The organism is Streptomyces sp. NPDC048171 (genome assembly GCF_043202655.1).
Lineage (GTDB): Bacteria > Actinomycetota > Actinomycetes > Streptomycetales > Streptomycetaceae > Streptomyces.
Window position 1 is genome coordinate 639,312 of the sequence record NZ_JBIDAU010000003.1, and the last position, 15,697, is coordinate 655,008.

A 15,697-nucleotide genomic window follows, 5' to 3' on the forward strand; every position below is an offset into this window, starting at 1 on the left:
CCTACCGGCCACCGGAGCCGTAGGGCCGCTCGGGCTCCTTGGGCGCCGTGCCCGTCCTCGGCACCGTGACGGTGACCTCCAGGCCGTGCGGCACGTGGTGGCCGAAGGAGATCGAGCCGTCGCCCGCCGCGAGCAGCGCCCGGCAGATGGACAGGCCGAGCCCCGACCCCTTGATGTTCTGGTGCCGGCCGCTGCGCCAGAAACGGTCGCCCACGCGCGCGAGTTCCTCGTCGGTGAGCCCGGGCCCGTCATCGGTGACGACGACGGTGGCGGCGTCCCCGGTGGAGGCGACCTCGACCCGGACGGTCTCGTCCGGCGGCGTGAACTTCACCGCGTTGTCGATGACCGCGTCCAGGGCGCTGGAGAGGGCCACCGGGTCGGCCCAGCCCGTGGTCGGCGGGCACTCCCCCACCAGCCGTACGCCCTTGGCCTCGGCCGTCGGCGCCCAGGCCGCCACCCGCTCGGCGGCCAGCGCGCCGACGTCGGTGACCTTCAGGTCGGCCTGACTGTGCTCGGCCAGCGCCAGGTCGAGCAGGTCGTCCAGGACCCGGGCCAGGCGTTTGCCCTCGGCCTGGACGGAGGCGATCTCCTCGTTGCCCTCCGGCAGTTCCAGGGCGAGCAGTTCGATGCGCAGCAGCAGGGCCGCGAGCGGGTTGCGCAACTGGTGCGAGGCGTCGGCGACGAAGGCGCGCTGCTGCTCCAGCACGTCCTCCACGTGGTCGGCCATCTCGTTGAACGAACCGGCGAGGCGTCTCAGCTCCGGCGGCCCGCCGGCCGGCGCGACCCGGGACTTGAGCCGCCCGGTGGCGATGTCGTGGGTGGTGGCGTCGAGGACCCGCACCGGCTTGAGCACCCAGCCGGTCAGCCGGAGCGCGGCGCCGACGGCGAGCAGCATCGCGGCGATCTCACCGGCGCCGATCACCAGCCAGCCGCGCAGGGTGCTCGACCTCATCGAGTCGGTCGGCGACTCCGTCACGACGACCGCGACCACGTCGCCGTCCCGGATCACGGGCGAGGCCACCACCAGCTGTCCGTCCTGCCAGGGCCACACCTGTCGCGGGTCGTGGCTGCGGCGGCTCAGCAGCGCCTCGTCGAAGGAGTCGCGTACCTCTCCGGTCTGGGGCAGGAACCAGGTGGTCGGCGCGTTGGCCATCGGGATGTGGTTGCGGTAGAAGACGCCCGCCTTGATGCCGTAGACCTCGTAGTAGCTGGTCAGCTCGGTCTGAAGGGTCTCCAGGCGTTCGTCCGTGCTGGTCGGGCGGGAGCCGCCCGGCGCGTCCTCGGTGACGAACTGGGCGAGCGCGGCGAAGCGTGCGGTGTCGTCTATGCGGTCGATGACGACCTTCTGCTGCTCCGCGCGTGCGACGCTCACGCCGAGCGGAACGCCGAGCGCGAGCAGTACGGCCGCCATCAGGACGATGAGCAGCGGGAGCAGGCGTGTGCTCACCCGGCCCCGCTATCCGGTGGGCGCGACGAGGCGGTAGCCGACGCCGCGGACGGTCTCGATGAGCGCGGGCATGCGCAGCTTGGCGCGCAGGGAGGCGACGTGCACCTCCAGGGTGCGGCCGGTCCCCTCCCAGCTGGTCCGCCAGACCTCGCTGATGATCTGCTCGCGGCGGAACACCACTCCGGGGCGCTGGGCGAGCAGCGCGAGGAGGTCGAACTCCTTGCGGGTGAGCTGGACGGCCGCTCCGTCCACGCTCACCTGGCGCGTCGGCAGCTCGATGCGCAGCGCGCCGAGGCGCACCACCGTCTCGGTGCTCCCGGTGGCGTCCTCCTGGGCGGTGCGCCGGCTGACGGCGTGGATCCGGGCGAGCAGCTCTCCGGTGTCGTACGGCTTGACCACGTAGTCGTCGGCACCGAGGTTGAGGCCGTGGATGCGGGAGCGGACGTCGGAGCGGGCGGTGACCATGATGACCGGCGTGCTGGTGCGCTTGCGGATCTTGCCGCAGACCTCGTAGCCGTCCTGGTCGGGCAGGCCGAGGTCGAGAAGGACGACGCCGAAGCCGTCGACCTCCGGGACGAGCGCCTGGAGCGCCTCCTCGCCACTGCGAGCGTGGGTGACGTCGAAGCCGTGCCGTGCCAGGATCGCGGACAGGGCGGCGGCCACGTGGTTGTCGTCCTCGACGAGCAGCAGTCTCATCCGGGCTCCCTTCGGTTCATCGGCCGTACGCTCAGGACGCGTAGAAAGTGCGAAAGACGCGTGCACGCGCGTGCGCGCCCTGTGCAGTGACGCTGATGCGGAGGGACCGCGTCAAGAGGTCTCCGGTCGCGGCCGCTCGAAGTTATCCGGCCGATATGCGCCCTGCTCACAAGTGCTACGACTCGTGTCCGATTGCTATCGGATCGTGATGCTCAGATCTCCCTCAGATGTAGAGACGAGGAGTGTCCCCGGTCACTACTGTCCTCCGAAACCGAGGAGGACGGAGCCCGAGAGCGATGACCGAAGTATCGGTGGCCAAGGAAGACAAGGCCGCGACCGACGAACTGGTCGTCCTGAAGAGTGTCAACAAGCACTTCGGCGCGTTGCACGTGCTCCAGGACATCGACCTGACGATCACCCGCGGCGAAGTCGTCGTGGTCATCGGACCCTCCGGGTCCGGCAAGTCCACCCTGTGCCGCACCATCAACCGACTGGAGACCATCGACTCCGGGTCGATCGCGATCGACGGCAAGCCGCTCCCCGCGGAGGGCAAGGAACTGGCCAGGCTCCGTGCCGACGTCGGCATGGTCTTCCAGTCCTTCAACCTCTTCGCGCACAAGACGGTGCTGGAGAACGTGACCCTGGGCCAGGTCAAGGTCCGCAAGGTCGACGCGAAGAAGGCCGAGGAGAAGGCGCGCGCGCTGCTCGACCGGGTCGGCGTGGGCGCCCAGGCGGACAAGTACCCCGCTCAGCTCTCCGGCGGTCAGCAGCAGCGCGTCGCCATCGCGCGGGCGCTGGCCATGGACCCGAAGGTCATGCTCTTCGACGAGCCGACGTCGGCTCTCGACCCCGAGATGATCAACGAGGTCCTGGAGGTCATGAAGCAGCTCGCGCGTGACGGCATGACCATGGTCGTGGTCACGCACGAGATGGGCTTCGCCCGCTCGGCGGCCAACCGCGTGGTCTTCATGGCCGACGGCCGCATCGTCGAAGAGGCGACGCCGGACCAGTTCTTCAGCAACCCGCGCAGCGACCGTGCCAAGGACTTCCTGTCGAAGATCCTGCACCACTGAGACCTCGTCTCCCGCGCCTGATCGCCCGATCGCCCGATCGCCTGATCGCCTGATCACAGCCAAAGGATGTTCACCATGAAGCTTCGCAAGGTCTCCGCCGCCTCGGCCGCCGTGCTCGCCCTCGCCCTGACCGCCACCGCGTGCGGCGGCGACGACAAGGACAGCGGCTCCTCCGGCGGTGACGGCAAGAAGATCACCATCGGCATCAAGTTCGACCAGCCCGGCCTCGGCCAGAAGACCCCGGACGGCTACGCCGGCTTCGACGTGGACGTCGCCACGTACGTCGCCAAGAAGCTCGGCTACACCGAGGACCAGATCGAGTGGAAGGAGTCGAAGAGCGCCGACCGCGAGACCATGCTGCAGCGCGGTGACGTCGACTTCATCGCCGCGACGTACTCGATCACCCCGGAGCGCCAGGAGAAGGTCGACTTCGCCGGGCCGTACCTGCTCGCCCACCAGGACGTGCTCCTTCGCGCCGACGACAGCAAGATCAAGTCGCCTGAGGACCTGAACGACGCCAAGCTCTGCTCGGTCACGGGTTCGACCTCGGCGCAGAACGTCAAGAAGGACCTCGCGCCCAAGGCCCAGCTGCAGAACTACCCGACGTACTCGGCCTGCCTCACCGGTCTCCAGAACGGTGCCATCGACGCGCTGACGACGGACGACTCGATCCTCGCCGGCTACGCCTCCCAGGATCAGTTCAAGGGCAAGTTCAAGCTCGGCGGCTTCAAGATGACCAACGAGAACTACGGCATCGGCGTCAAGAAGGGCAGCGACCTCAAGGCCAAGATCAACACGGCCCTCGAGGAAATGGTCTCCGACAAGTCGTGGGACAAGGCCGTCTCGGACAACTTCGGCCCGGCCAACTACAAGAACGAGCCGGCGCCGAAGATCGGCGACATCAAGAGCTGAGGCCGGGCCTGACAGGGTGCGCCGCCCTCCGGCAGCGGCGGCGCACCGGGGCGGGCATCCCTACACGCGGAAGCGCGGGAGATCGTGTTCGACTTTCTTCAGGATTACGACCTGGCGGGAGCCATCTGGACGACAGTGCAGCTCGCTGTGCTGTCGGCCGTCGGCTCCTTGATCTGGGGAACCATACTGGCGGCCATGCGCGTCGGCCCCGTCCCCCTGATGCGCGGCTTCGGGACCGCGTACGTGAACATCGTGCGGAACATCCCGCTGACGGTGATCATCCTGTTCGCGTCGCTGGGTCTGAACCAGACGCTGCAGATCACCCTCGGCGCCGAGGGTGACTTCGAGACGATCAACTTCCGGCTCGCGGTTCTCGGTCTGATCCTCTACACCTCGGCCTTCGTGTGCGAGGCACTGCGTTCCGGCATCAACACGGTGCCGGTCGGGCAGGCGGAGGCGGCCCGTGCGATCGGGCTCAGCTTCGGCCAGGTGCTACGGCACGTGGTGCTGCCCCAGGCGTTTCGCTCCTCAGTCGTCCCCCTCGCGAACGTGCTGATCGCCCTCATCAAGAACACGACGGTGGCCGCCGCCATCGGCGTCGCCGAGACGGCGCTCCTGATGAAGGAAATGATCGAGAACGAGGCACAGCTGCTGCTGATCTCCGCGATCATCGCCCTCGTGTTCGTGGTCCTGACCCTGCCGACCGGCCTGTTCCTCGGCTGGCTGGGCAAGAAGGTGGCGGTGAAGCGATGAGCTCCATTCTCTACGACGCCCAGGGCCCCCGGGCCAAGCGGCGCAACATCCTCTTCACCGTCGTCTTCTTCGCCGCCTTCGCGGCCGTGCTGTGGTGGGTCATCGGCACGCTCTCCGACAAGGGCCAGCTCGAGTGGGCCAAGTGGGAGATGTTCTTCACCAGCAGCGAGCCCTGGTCGACGTACATCTGGCCGGGCCTGCAGAACACGCTGAAGGCCGCCGCGCTCTCGGTGGTCATCGCCCTGCCGCTCGGCGCAGTCCTCGGTATCGCCCGGCTTTCGGATCACTCCTGGGTGCGGGTGCCGGCGGCGGTCGTGGTCGAGTTCTTCCGGTCCATCCCCGTGCTGGTCCTGATGATCTTCGGTCTCGCCCTGTTCTCCGAGTACTCGAACGTCAGCTCCGACGACCGTCCGCTGTACGCGGTCGTCACGGGCCTGGTGCTGTACAACGCCTCAGTGCTCGCGGAGATCGTCCGGTCCGGCATCCTGGCGCTGCCCAGGGGCCAGGCCGAGGGTGCGATGGCGATTGGTCTGCGCAAGGGTCAGACCATGCGGCTGATCCTGCTGCCGCAGGCGGTCACGGCGATGCTCCCGGCCATCGTCAGCCAGCTCGTGGTGATCGTGAAGGACACCGCCCTCGGTGGCGCGGTTCTGACCTTCGGCGAGACGCTCGCCGCCGCCAACACGATGAGCGCCTACTACGGGGCCAACACCATCGCCAGCTTCACGGTGGTGGCCGTGATCTTCATCGCGATAAACTTCGCCCTGACCAGCTTTGCAAGCTGGCTGGAGCGCCGACTGCGGCGGGCGAAGAAGTCGACCGGTGCGGTACTGCGCGCGGACGACGTGGAGACCGCCGACGCCGGATCCGTCGGCAAGGTCTAGCTCACCTGACACTCGGTCATCTCGTATGGCCATAAGCGGAGGCCGTGGCATGATCGCCACGGCCTCCGTCACTTGACGCAAGCAGCGGCAATAGGTTGCATACGTTCTGTGACCGTGCACCCTGCTCCAACGTCCTGTTCACCTACGTCCCCCGGGACACCGCCACGGGCAGGGGGCGCCGCGCCGTGGACCCGGTGATCATCACCGGAGCGGGGCCCGTCGGGCTCACGCTCGCCCTGGCGCTGGCGCGGCAGGAGGTGCCCTGCGTCGTCCTCGACGAAGGGCCCGGCAAGGACGAACCACGCCCCGCCCGCACCGTCGTCCTGCGCGCGGACGCCGTCGCGCTCGTCGAGCGGCTGACCGGCGCATCGCTGACAGGGCTGGGTTCCCGTTGGGCCGGATGGCGGTCGGTGCGGCGCAAGCAGGTGATCCGCGAGGTCGAGTTCGGCGAAGCCGGGTCGGCGCCGCTGCACCTCGCCCAGCACGAGCTGACCGAGGTCCTGCGCACGGCACTCGCCCGCGAGTCGTTGGTCAAGGTCGCGGTGGACAGCCGTCTGGACAGCGTCGAGCAGGAGAAGTCGGGCGTCACGGCGCACACCCGCGGCCCCGCCGGCACCTGGTGGCGCGGCAGCTACCTGGTCGGCTGCGACGGCCCCCGCTCGACCGTCCGCAAGCTCCAGGACATCCGCTTCCCCGGCCGTACGGCGGTGGAACGATACGCCGTGGCCGCGCTGCGCACCGAACTCCCCTGGACGGACCAGGCGTTGCTGCACCGGATGCCGCCGTGGCGGATGTCCGGCCCGTCGGCCGGGGAGGTCGTGGCCCGCCCCCTCCCGGACGGCGTGTGGCGGCTGGACTGGCTGCTGCCGCCCGGCAAGGACCTGGTCACGCCCGAACTGCTGGTGAACCGCGTCCGCGAGACCCTGACCGGCTGGTCCGACGGTGCGCCCCCGGCGTACGAACTGCTCGACACCGGCGTCCACACCGTCCACCACAGGCTGGCCCGGCGCTGGCGGGTGGGCCGCGTGCTGCTCGCCGGGGACGCCGCCCACCTGCTGGGTGCCCTGGGCACCCAGGGCCTGGAGGAGGGGTTGCTGGACGCCGACAACCTCGCCTGGAAACTCGCCCTGGCCTGGCATCAGGGGCCGCACGAGGCGCTGCTCGACAGCTACCAGGCCGAGCGGCGCGCGGCGATCGCGGCGCGGCTGCGCGCCGCCGACCAGGTGCTCCCGCTGCTGCGCGGGGGCAGCGGACTGCGTGCGTACGTCCCCGGATCGTCCCGCGGTCACGACACGCTGCTCGCCGACGGTCACCTGGGACGCGGCGCGCTGGGTGCGCCGGGAACGTACGCCGGCTCGCCCCTCGCCCCCGCGGACCCGGCCGGAACGGCGGAGGTCGGCACGGCGCCCGGGTCGCCCGTCACCGATGTGCGGGTCACGGCGGAGGACGGCACCTTCGTACAGTTGCGCGACCGGCTCGGGCGCGGAGCGCTGCTGGTGGTGCTGATCGCGCCGGGCACGGGGGTGTGGGAACGCAAGCACTGGGTGACGGCCGGGATCATGCCCCGGCTGGCGGCGGCGGTGACGGCGCTGCCCCACCGGGCCGAGCTGCTGGTCGCCGAGAGCTATCCCGGTGCCGCCGCGCACACGGTGCTGCTGGTGCGGCCGGACGGTCACCTGGTCACGGCGCTGGCCGGGGTGCGCCCGGCCGATCTGTACGCGGCCGCGGAGGCGACGCTGGGCGGGCCGACGGTCACGTCGGGGGCCGCGGCGGAGGAGAAGGGAGCGGGAGCTTCGGCCGGTTCCCGCTGACCGGGCGGTCGTTGTCCGCATGTTGACGGTGAGTTGACCGGTCCGCACCGTCATGGTCTACTCCGGATCGTGACCGACACCTGTGTGCGCCTGTGGCGGAGGGTCCATATGGACCTCGTCCGCTATGTGGGCTGCGTGTGTCGGCCGTCCTGCTGAATTCGCTTCCCTCTTCTTCGCGCGTGCCGCGTCCGTCGCCTGCCGTCGGCTCGCCGCGCGCCCTCTCGCGAACTCCCAGGACGGTATCCGTGTCTGTCTCCTCCCCCGCGGCCTCCCGCGCCGCGGCTCCGGCCGCTCCCACGCAGGCCGAACTCCTCGACTTCGCCCGGCGCACCGCCGCCGACGCCGCGCTGATCGCCTCCCTGCCGCTCGACCCCGAGGGCCGCACCTGGGTGCGGCTGGAAGGGCCCGGTGGCAGCGAGGCATGGCTGATCGGCTGGCCGCCCGGCACGGGCACCGGGTGGCACGACCACGCCGAGTCCGTGGGCGCCTTCGTGACCGCCGCGGGCGAACTCAAGGAGAACTCGCTCGCCGCCCGCCTGCCCACCGACGGCTGGAAGACCCTGGAACTCGCCGACGAAGTGGACCGGGAACGCCGGCTCCCGGCCGGCAGGGGTCGTGCCTTCGGCCGGCACCACGTCCACGAGGTGCTCAACGAGTCGCCCGACCGGCACGCGGTCTCCGTGCACGCCTACTACCCTCCCCTGCCGCAGATCCGCCGCTACAGCCGAGGTGGGCAGACCCTGCGCCTGGAGCAGGTCGAGCGCCCGGAGGACTGGCAGTGAGCGAGCCGAGCGGGGTGGACGAGCTCTTGGAGCGGGTGCGTGCCGGGTACCGGCGGATCGCTCCGCACGAGGCGTACGACGCCGCCGAGGCCGGCGCGGCGCTGCTGGTGGACATCCGGTATGCCGCCTTGCGGGAGCGGGACGGCGTGATCCCCGGCGCTCTGGTGGTCGAGCGGAACGAGCTGGAGTGGCGGCTGGACCCGCGGGGCAGCCACCGGCTCCCCGAGGCCACGGACCACGAAGTGCGGGTCGTGGTGGTGTGCAACGAGGGCTATGCCTCCAGCCTGGCGGCGGAGTCGCTGCACCGGCTCGGACTGCACCGGGCCACCGATCTGGTCGGCGGCTTCCAGGCCTGGCGCGCGGCGGGACTGCCGGTGACCGCCGCGGTTCAGTAGTCGACGGGGCAGTACAACTGGGGTGCCGTGTCCGCGTTGCCCTTGGTGACGCGGACCATTGGTGACGCGGACGAACGGGCGCGATCGTCGTCCCGCGCGGCGACCGTGACGCGTCAGAAACCGTCCTCGCCGAGGAACTCCGTGTCCTCGCCCTCTTCCTCCAGTGCCTGGCGGACCACCCGCAGGGCCATGCCCTCGGGGTAGCCCTTGCGGGCCAGCATGCCCGCGAGGCGGCGCAGCCTCTTGTCGCGGTCGAGCCCTCTGGTGCCGCGCAGCTTCCGGGCGACCAGCTCGCGTGCGGTCTCCTCCTCCTGCTCGGAGTCCAGGCGGGAGACCGCGACGTCGATGAGTGCGCTGTCGACGCCCTTGGTCCGCAGCTCCCTCGCGAGGGCGCGCCGGGCCAGGCCGCGGCCGTGGTGCCGGGACTCGACCCAGGCTTCCGCGAAGGCGCTGTCGTTGATCAGGCCGACCTCCTCGAACCTGGACAGCACCTCTTCGGCGGCCTCGTCGGGGATCTCCCGCTTGCGCAGGGCGTCGGCGAGCTGGCTGCGGGTGCGCGGGGTCCCGGTCAGCAGGCGCAGGCAGATCGCCCGTGCCTGCTCGACCGGGTCCCGCGGAGGCTCCACCTTCTCGGCCCTCGACGAGGAAGTGGCACCTCCGTCCTCGGTGAACGGCTCCGCACGCCCGCGCCGCCGGCGCGTGCCGCCCGTCGCACGGGTCCGGCCGCCTCTCCGGCGCGCCTCGCCGTCACCTTGGCGCGCCTGGCCGCCGTCGGGCGGGCCGACGGCGGTCTGTTCCGTCTCGTACGGGGCAGCGGTCGCCCCGTACGCGCCGTCGCTCGTCCCGGCGGGGCCGTTGGCGTACTCGGCCCAGTCGGTTCGTCGTGTCACGGGTCAGCTCTTGGCCGCCGCGGCCTTGGACTTGGTGGCCTTGGCGGTCGCGGGGGCGGGCACCGCCGGTGCGGCGTCGGCCGGTGCGGCGTCCGTACCCGGCTCGGCGGCAGGCTCCTCGGGACGCACGCCGACGCCCAGCTTCTCCTTGATCTTCTTCTCGATCTCGTTGGCCAGGTCGGGGTTGTCCTTGAGGAAGTTGCGCGCGTTCTCCTTGCCCTGGCCGAGCTGGTCGCCCTCGTACGTGTACCAGGCGCCGGCCTTGCGGACGAAGCCGTGCTCCACGCCCATGTCGATCAGGCCGCCCTCGCGGCTGATGCCCTGGCCGTAGAGGATGTCGAACTCGGCCTGCTTGAAGGGCGGCGCGACCTTGTTCTTGACGACCTTGCAGCGGGTGCGGTTGCCGACGGCGTCCGTACCGTCCTTCAGCGTCTCGATGCGGCGGATGTCGATGCGCACGGAGGCGTAGAACTTCAGCGCCCGGCCACCGGTCGTGGTCTCCGGGGAGCCGAACATGACGCCGATCTTCTCGCGGAGCTGGTTGATGAAGATCGCGGTGGTCTTGGACTGGTTGAGCGCACTGGTGATCTTCCGCAGGGCCTGGCTCATCAGCCGGGCCTGCAGACCGACGTGGCTGTCGCCCATCTCGCCCTCGATCTCCGCGCGCGGGACGAGCGCGGCGACGGAGTCGATGACGATGAGGTCGAGGGCGCCGGAGCGGACCAGCATGTCCACGATCTCCAGGGCCTGCTCACCGTTGTCCGGCTGGGAGAGGATCAGGTTGTCGATGTCGACGCCGAGCTTCTTCGCGTACTCGGGGTCGAGGGCGTGCTCCGCGTCCACGAACGCGACCTGGCCGCCCGCCTTCTGCGCGTTCGCCACCGCGTGCAGGGTCAGGGTCGTCTTGCCCGAGGACTCGGGGCCGTAGACCTCCACGACCCGGCCGCGCGGGAGGCCGCCGACACCGAGGGCCACGTCGAGCGCCGTCGATCCGGTGGGGATGACCTCGATGGGCTCGTTCGGCCGCTCGCCCATGCGCATGACCGCGCCCTTGCCGAACTGCCGTTCAATCTGTGCGAGCGCGGCATCCAGGGCCTTCTCGCGGTCGGTTCCTGCCATGGGTTCCACCCGGTTTGCTTGATTCGATCGCTTCACGTCGAAGACGCTAATGCCTGCCACTGACAATGCCCCGCGCCGCGGGTCCGGCCTGTGGATAACTCGGGCGCTTCTCCGTCCAAACCCTGTCGAATCACCCGTCGTGAGCCTCGCCGGAGCCTCCATGAGAATGGATGTTCGATTTTCGTGTCAAGCGCACCACGCGGCACTTCCGAGCGTACGTCCGCCGCACCGGCGGGGCCCGAACCGGCCGCGCACACCGGGGTGGACGCTCAGGCGGAGGAGCCGCTACCGGTCTCTTCCGGTCCGGGGCGTCCCAGCTCTCGCCGCCGGGTCCACAGCTTGCGCATGCGCGTGGCGCCACCGGGCGCGGACGGACGGTTCCGGCGCCCGTGGACCCGGGGGTCGTCGGTGACGTCGTAGCGCTTGACGTACGCACCGAGGAACGCCTGGAGGGTGGCGATCGCCGGGATGGCGATCAGTGCGCCGACGGCGCCGAGCAGGGCGGTGCCCGCGACGACCGAGCCGAACGCGACCGCCGGGTGGATGTCCACCGTCTTGGAGGTCAGCTTCGGCTGCAGCACGTAGTTCTCGAACTGCTGGTAGATCACCACGAAGATCAGGACCCACAGCGCGTACCAGGGGTTGACCGTGAAGGCGATCAGCATGGGCAGCGCACCCGCGAGGTACGTGCCGATGGTGGGGATGAACTGCGACACCAGGCCCACCCAGACGGCGAGCGCGGGGGCGTAGGGCACCTCCAGGATCTCCAGCAGGACGTAGTGCGCCACACCGGAGATCAGCGCCATCAGGCCGCGCGAGTACAGGTACCCGCCGGTCTTGTCCACGGCGATCTCCCACGCGCGCAGGACCTCGGCCTGCCGGGCGGGCGGCAGGACGGAGCAGAGGCCGCGCCGCAGCCTGGGGCCGTCGGCGGCGAAGTAGAACGAGAAGAGCAGGACCGTCAGCAACTGGAAGAGACCGCCCAGGACCTGGGTCGACACGTCCAGGACACCCGTGGCGCTGTTCTGCACGTAGTTGCGCAGCCAGTCGGAGCGCAGCAGGCCCTCCTGGATGTCGACCCGCCGCAACTCGGTGTGGAAGTGGCCGTTGACCCAGCTGATCACCGAGTCGAGGTAGTCCGGGAAGTCCTCGACCATCTTGACGATCTGGCCCGCGAGCATCGACCCGAGCAGCGTGACGAACCCGGCGGCGGCGACCAGCACGGCGAGGAAGACGAGGAAGGTGGCGAAGCCCCGGCGCAGGCCGCGTCCGGCCATCCAGCTCACCGCGGGTTCGATGGCGAGCGCCAGGAAGAACGCGATGAGGATGTTGATCAGCAGGCCGGTGAGCTGGTGGAAGGCCCAGCTGCCGAGCTGGAAGGCGGCGATGAGCGCGAGGGCCAGCACCATGGCGCGCGGCAGCCAGCGCGGCATGCGGGAGCCCGTACCCGCGGGCCCCGCGGCGCCGTCGGCCGGAGGGCCGGAGGGCGGCGTCGGGCCGGGCGGGGGAGCCTGCTGCCGGGGCGTCTGCCCGGCCTCGTCAGTCGATGCCACGGAGCAAGTCTCGCCCACGCCACGCACCCCGGATGACCGTCCGGTGGTCTTCCGCACCCCGGATGACCGTCCGGTGGTCTTCGCGCACCGTCACCGCTGTTCCCGAGGCACGTCCATGACGGTGCAGACCACCCGCCACACCTCCTTGGCGTCCCAGCCCGCGTCCAGCGCCCCGTTCACCGTTCGCCCGCCCAGCTCCGCCATCACGTGATCGCGCGCGAAGGTGTCGGCGTACCCCGGACCGAAGTGATCCGCCATCCGCTCCCAGAAGACCGTCAACCGCATGACACCAGTATCCCGCCCCTGAGAGTGGGCCCTGAGCCGGGACAGGGTACGGGGACCGCTTTCCGGCCTACGGTCTGTGCCATGGCCGAATCCGGAGCTTCCGCACTCACCCCGACGCCGCGCACGCCCGCGCACGCGCCCGCGTCGCGCTCGTCGCTCGCCCGCGCGGAGCAGTTCGTCTGGCTCACGGCGCGCGTACTGGAGCAGCGCCTCTTCGCGTACCACTTCCGGGGTGGCGACGCCGGTCCGGTGGAGACCGCGCTGGACGCCTACCGCAACGAGGACGGCGGGTACGGCCACGGGCTGGAGCCCGACCTGCGCGGCCCCGCCAGCCGCCCGCCGCACACCGCGCGTGCGCTGCGTGTCCTGGACGCGCTCGGACGCTGCGGCGGACAGCGCGTGGAGCGGATGTGCCGCTTTCTGACCTCCGTGTCCTCGCCGGACGGCGCCCTGCCCGCGGCCCCGTCCGGCGAGGACGGGTATCCGGCCGCGCCCTCCGGACCGGTCGTGGACCGCCCTCCGGGCGAGCTGCTCGCCACCGGTCCGGTGGTCGGCCTGCTGCACCGCAACGAGGTCTGGCACGCCTGGCTGTTCCGCGCCACGGACTTCTGCTGGCGGGCGGCCGAGTCGCTGCAGACCCCGCACCCCTACGAGGCCGAGGCCGCCGTGGCCTTCCTGGACTCCGTGCCCGACCGACCGCGCGCGGAGGCGGCGGCCGGCCGGCTGGGCCGCCTGGTGCGTGATCAGCGGCTCGCCGTGCTGGACCCGGACGATCTCGGGACGCACCCGGTCTCCCCCGGCCGCGCCCCGCGCGAGCACCACTTCCCGCACGACTACGCGAGGCACCCGCACTCCCTCGCGCGCGCGTGGTTCACGGACGCCGAGATGACCCGCTCCCTCGACTTCCTCGCGGCGGAGCAGGAGGACGACGGCGGCTGGCCCCTCCGCCGCCCCCGCCGGGCGCCCGCCCCGGCGCTGGAGGCCCGCCCCGTGGTGACGCTGGAAGCCTTGCGCACGCTCCGCGCGTACGGCCGTGCCCTCGGCTGACCCCGGTCAGCCGCCCAGGGCCCGTACGCCCGCGGTGACCACCACGGCGGCCGCGACCACGAGGAGGAACGGCGCACGCAGCACCAGTGCCACGGCGGCCGCGGCGACTCCGGCGGCCCGCGCGTCCAGGACGAGCGTCTGGCCGTCGGCGAAGGTCTGCTGGGCGGTGAGCGCCGCGAGGAGGGCGACGGGCAGCAGGGCGGCGAGCTTGCGGACCAGGGGCCGCTCCAGGGCTCCGGCGGGCACGAGCAGTCCGGCGAGCTTGACGACGTAGCAGCCCACCGCGGTCCCGATGATCGCGATCCAGACGTTCACCGCTCTCCCTCCGCCGCGGACGCCTCGCGGTCGTCACGGTTGACGACGGCTCCTCCAGCGCGGCGTCCGCGCGCCCACAGGACGAGCGGCGCCGCCACCGCGGCCACCAGGACGGGCACACCGGCAGGGAGCACGGGCAGCAGGCCGAGGCCCAGCAGTACGGCCAGGCCCGCGACGGTGCGCTCGGTGGTGCTCTTCAGCATCGGCGCGAGCAACGCCAGGAAGACCGCGGGTCCGGCCGCGTCGAGTCCCCAGGCGGCGGTGTCCCCGATGGCCTCCGCGCCCAGCGCGCCGAGCAGTGTGGTGAGGTTCCACAGGACGTAGAGGGTGAGTCCGGTGACGGTGAACCCGATCCGGACGCCGCGCCGCGTGGGCTGGGCCAGGGCCACGGCGGTCGTCTCGTCGATGACCCATTGCGCCGCGAACGGCCGCACCGCGCGCGGGAGGGCCAGCAACTGGGAGAGACGCAGCCCGTAGAAGGCGTTGCGCACGCCCAGGAAGAAGGCGCCCGCCGCCGCGGTGAGCGGGTTGCCGCCGGCCGCGAGCGCCCCGACGAGCGCGAACTGGGACGCTCCGGTGAACACGAGAAGGCTGAGCGCGCAGGTCTGGGCGAGGGTCAGTCCGCTGCCTGCCGAGGTCACCCCGAAGGCGAACCCGGACAGTCCGACGGCGACGCCGACTCCGAGGGCGTCCCGTACGACGGCGGCGTCGGGCTTGCCCTCGACGGCTCCGGTCTCGGGAAGGGCTGTCTGTTCTGTCACGCCTCGGACGGTAGGAGCAGGCGGCGCCGCGCGTCTTGTACGTTCTTGCGCTCCCGCTGGTAGGCGCCGGGCGGCACACCCACGATCCGCGCGAAGTGCCGGTTCAGGTGCGGCTGGTCGGTGAACCCCACGGCGACGGCGGCCTCGGCCGGTGCCGTCCCGGTGTCGAGCAGCCGCCGCGCGCGGCGCACCCGGGCGTCCGTCAGCCAGGTGTGGGGCGGCATGCCATAGGCGTCCCGGAAGGCCCGCAGCAGTGCGAACGGGCTGGTGCCGAGCTCCCCGGCGAGCCGCTCGAGGCTCGGCGGTTCGGCCATCCGCTCCTCCAGCGCGGCACGCGCGCGTGCCGCGACCCCGCCCCCGGCCGTCGGCACCTCCCGGCGGGGCAGCGGCCCGCCGTTCAGCCGCAGCAACCGCGTCACGGCCACCCTGAGCAGGGTGTCGGCGGCGAGCGCGTTCCCCTCGTCGGCGGCCCGCAGCACGCGGTGCACCAGCTCGACGGCGTACGGGTCGTCGAGGACCGGCCGGACGAACCCGGGGGTCCCGCGCAGCGTCGTCGTCTCCGCCGCGATCCCGGCCACCAGCTCCGGCGCCGGGTAGACCGCGCCGTAGCGCCACCCCTCCGGCACCCCGGCCCGTCCCGTGTGCGGGGTGTCCGGGTTGACCAGGGCCAGAGACCCCGCCCCGGCGTACTGGTCGCCTCCGCCGTGGTGGAAGACCTCGACGCCGTCGGCTATGGCCGCGATGACGAAGTGCTCGTGCGTGTGGCGTACGAAGGTCTTCCGTATGTACTGGGCCCGCAGCAGGTCGACGTCGGGGAGCTCCTCGTACTGCCAGTGCCGTGCCCGCTCGCCCTGTCCCGCCATGCCCCCATTCTCCGTCACCGGGCCGCGGCCTCCACCGACGGCCCCGCACCCGCCCCGCCGTCCCGGCCGCCCCGGCCGCTCCGCCCCGGCCGCCCCGGCCGCTCCGCCCCG

The 15,697-nt window shown here is 71.5% G+C and carries 18 protein-coding genes; 9 read left to right on the plus strand and 9 right to left on the minus strand.

Features of this window, described 5'->3' with window-relative positions; all coding sequences use genetic code 11:
• Position 1 precedes the first annotated feature (1 nt).
• On the minus strand, positions 2 to 1,447 hold the full coding sequence (locus ACGF3J_RS11550) for an ATP-binding protein (RefSeq protein ID WP_393854017.1): 1,446 nt from the start codon (positions 1,445 to 1,447) through the stop codon (positions 2 to 4).
• A 9-nt stretch (positions 1,448 to 1,456) separates the two neighbouring features.
• Positions 1,457 to 2,143: a response regulator transcription factor gene (locus ACGF3J_RS11555; RefSeq protein ID WP_161326407.1), complete on the minus strand. Its 687-nt coding sequence runs from the start codon at positions 2,141 to 2,143 to the stop codon at positions 1,457 to 1,459.
• 296 nt (positions 2,144 to 2,439) lie between these two features.
• On the opposite strand from ACGF3J_RS11555, the gene ACGF3J_RS11560 reads away from it, so the two are divergent.
• The 8 genes from ACGF3J_RS11560 to ACGF3J_RS11595 all read left to right on the plus strand — a co-directional run bounded on the left by ACGF3J_RS11560 (position 2,440) and on the right by ACGF3J_RS11595 (position 8,753).
• Positions 2,440 to 3,216, plus strand: coding sequence for an amino acid ABC transporter ATP-binding protein (locus ACGF3J_RS11560; protein ID WP_122618525.1), 777 nt, complete (start codon positions 2,440 to 2,442; stop codon positions 3,214 to 3,216).
• A gap of 75 nt (positions 3,217 to 3,291) precedes the next feature.
• Positions 3,292 to 4,128, plus strand: coding sequence for a glutamate ABC transporter substrate-binding protein (locus ACGF3J_RS11565; protein ID WP_161326406.1), 837 nt, complete (start codon positions 3,292 to 3,294; stop codon positions 4,126 to 4,128).
• Between the two features lie 84 nt (positions 4,129 to 4,212).
• Positions 4,213 to 4,881 carry an amino acid ABC transporter permease gene (locus ACGF3J_RS11570; RefSeq protein ID WP_161326405.1) on the plus strand — a complete coding sequence of 223 codons (669 nt, stop codon included), beginning with the start codon at positions 4,213 to 4,215 and terminating at the stop codon, positions 4,879 to 4,881.
• Positions 4,878 to 5,765, plus strand: coding sequence for an amino acid ABC transporter permease (locus ACGF3J_RS11575; RefSeq protein ID WP_161326404.1), 888 nt, complete (start codon positions 4,878 to 4,880; stop codon positions 5,763 to 5,765). Before ACGF3J_RS11570 ends, ACGF3J_RS11575 begins: the two co-directional genes overlap by 4 nt.
• Positions 5,766 to 5,950: 185 nt before the next feature.
• On the plus strand, positions 5,951 to 7,576 hold the full coding sequence (locus ACGF3J_RS11580; RefSeq protein ID WP_393854040.1) for an FAD-dependent monooxygenase: 1,626 nt from the start codon (positions 5,951 to 5,953) through the stop codon (positions 7,574 to 7,576).
• Positions 7,577 to 7,684: 108 nt separating this feature from the next.
• Positions 7,685 to 7,732 carry a hypothetical protein gene (locus ACGF3J_RS11585; protein WP_386933994.1) on the plus strand — a complete coding sequence of 16 codons (48 nt, stop codon included), beginning with the start codon at positions 7,685 to 7,687 and terminating at the stop codon, positions 7,730 to 7,732.
• A gap of 89 nt (positions 7,733 to 7,821) precedes the next feature.
• Positions 7,822 to 8,358 (plus strand): cysteine dioxygenase, encoded by a 537-nt coding sequence (locus ACGF3J_RS11590; protein ID WP_393854018.1) that lies wholly within the window; start codon positions 7,822 to 7,824, stop codon positions 8,356 to 8,358.
• Complete coding sequence (locus ACGF3J_RS11595) at positions 8,355 to 8,753, plus strand: rhodanese-like domain-containing protein (protein ID WP_393854019.1); 399 nt, start codon at positions 8,355 to 8,357, stop codon at positions 8,751 to 8,753. Before ACGF3J_RS11590 ends, ACGF3J_RS11595 begins: the two co-directional genes overlap by 4 nt.
• Before the next feature lie 113 nt (positions 8,754 to 8,866).
• Here ACGF3J_RS11595 and recX read toward each other — a convergent pair whose 3' ends face one another.
• The 4 genes from recX to ACGF3J_RS11615 all read right to left on the minus strand — a co-directional run bounded on the left by recX (position 8,867) and on the right by ACGF3J_RS11615 (position 12,600).
• Positions 8,867 to 9,643 (minus strand): recombination regulator RecX, encoded by a 777-nt coding sequence (recX, locus tag ACGF3J_RS11600; protein ID WP_161327264.1) that lies wholly within the window; start codon positions 9,641 to 9,643, stop codon positions 8,867 to 8,869.
• Between the two features lie 3 nt (positions 9,644 to 9,646).
• Positions 9,647 to 10,762, minus strand: coding sequence for a recombinase RecA (recA, locus tag ACGF3J_RS11605; RefSeq protein WP_161327263.1), 1,116 nt, complete (start codon positions 10,760 to 10,762; stop codon positions 9,647 to 9,649).
• A gap of 269 nt (positions 10,763 to 11,031) precedes the next feature.
• Positions 11,032 to 12,315, minus strand: coding sequence for an AI-2E family transporter (locus tag ACGF3J_RS11610; RefSeq protein ID WP_393854020.1), 1,284 nt, complete (start codon positions 12,313 to 12,315; stop codon positions 11,032 to 11,034).
• A 90-nt stretch (positions 12,316 to 12,405) separates the two neighbouring features.
• Positions 12,406 to 12,600 (minus strand): DUF3046 domain-containing protein, encoded by a 195-nt coding sequence (locus ACGF3J_RS11615; RefSeq protein ID WP_122618534.1) that lies wholly within the window; start codon positions 12,598 to 12,600, stop codon positions 12,406 to 12,408.
• A gap of 81 nt (positions 12,601 to 12,681) precedes the next feature.
• On the opposite strand from ACGF3J_RS11615, the gene ACGF3J_RS11620 reads away from it, so the two are divergent.
• Positions 12,682 to 13,647, plus strand: coding sequence for a hypothetical protein (locus tag ACGF3J_RS11620; protein WP_393854021.1), 966 nt, complete (start codon positions 12,682 to 12,684; stop codon positions 13,645 to 13,647).
• Positions 13,648 to 13,653: 6 nt separating this feature from the next.
• Here the strand turns inward: ACGF3J_RS11620 and ACGF3J_RS11625 are convergent, their stop codons facing one another.
• Genes ACGF3J_RS11625 through ACGF3J_RS11635 form a run of 3 tightly spaced genes read right to left on the minus strand, consistent with a single transcriptional unit; the run spans position 13,654 to position 15,586 of the window.
• On the minus strand, positions 13,654 to 13,962 hold the full coding sequence (locus tag ACGF3J_RS11625; protein WP_161331283.1) for an AzlD domain-containing protein: 309 nt from the start codon (positions 13,960 to 13,962) through the stop codon (positions 13,654 to 13,656).
• Complete coding sequence (locus ACGF3J_RS11630) at positions 13,959 to 14,723, minus strand: AzlC family ABC transporter permease (protein ID WP_393854022.1); 765 nt, start codon at positions 14,721 to 14,723, stop codon at positions 13,959 to 13,961. The genes ACGF3J_RS11625 and ACGF3J_RS11630 overlap by 4 nt, the downstream gene beginning before the upstream one ends.
• Positions 14,720 to 15,586 (minus strand): AraC family transcriptional regulator, encoded by an 867-nt coding sequence (locus ACGF3J_RS11635; protein WP_161331285.1) that lies wholly within the window; start codon positions 15,584 to 15,586, stop codon positions 14,720 to 14,722. Before ACGF3J_RS11635 ends, ACGF3J_RS11630 begins: the two co-directional genes overlap by 4 nt.
• Positions 15,587 to 15,697 lie beyond the last annotated feature (111 nt).

Coding starts and splice junctions, on each gene's coding strand:
- ACGF3J_RS11575 (WP_161326404.1), top strand. CDS start 4,878: ATGAGCTCCATTCTCTACGACGCCCAGGGCCCCCGGGCCAAGCGGCGC.
- ACGF3J_RS11565 (WP_161326406.1), top strand. CDS start 3,292: ATGAAGCTTCGCAAGGTCTCCGCCGCCTCGGCCGCCGTGCTCGCCCTC.
- recA (WP_161327263.1), bottom strand. CDS start 10,762: ATGGCAGGAACCGACCGCGAGAAGGCCCTGGATGCCGCGCTCGCACAG.
- ACGF3J_RS11560 (WP_122618525.1), top strand. CDS start 2,440: ATGACCGAAGTATCGGTGGCCAAGGAAGACAAGGCCGCGACCGACGAA.
- ACGF3J_RS11555 (WP_161326407.1), bottom strand. CDS start 2,143: ATGAGACTGCTGCTCGTCGAGGACGACAACCACGTGGCCGCCGCCCTG.
- ACGF3J_RS11620 (WP_393854021.1), top strand. CDS start 12,682: ATGGCCGAATCCGGAGCTTCCGCACTCACCCCGACGCCGCGCACGCCC.
- ACGF3J_RS11615 (WP_122618534.1), bottom strand. CDS start 12,600: ATGCGGTTGACGGTCTTCTGGGAGCGGATGGCGGATCACTTCGGTCCG.
- ACGF3J_RS11635 (WP_161331285.1), bottom strand. CDS start 15,586: ATGGCGGGACAGGGCGAGCGGGCACGGCACTGGCAGTACGAGGAGCTC.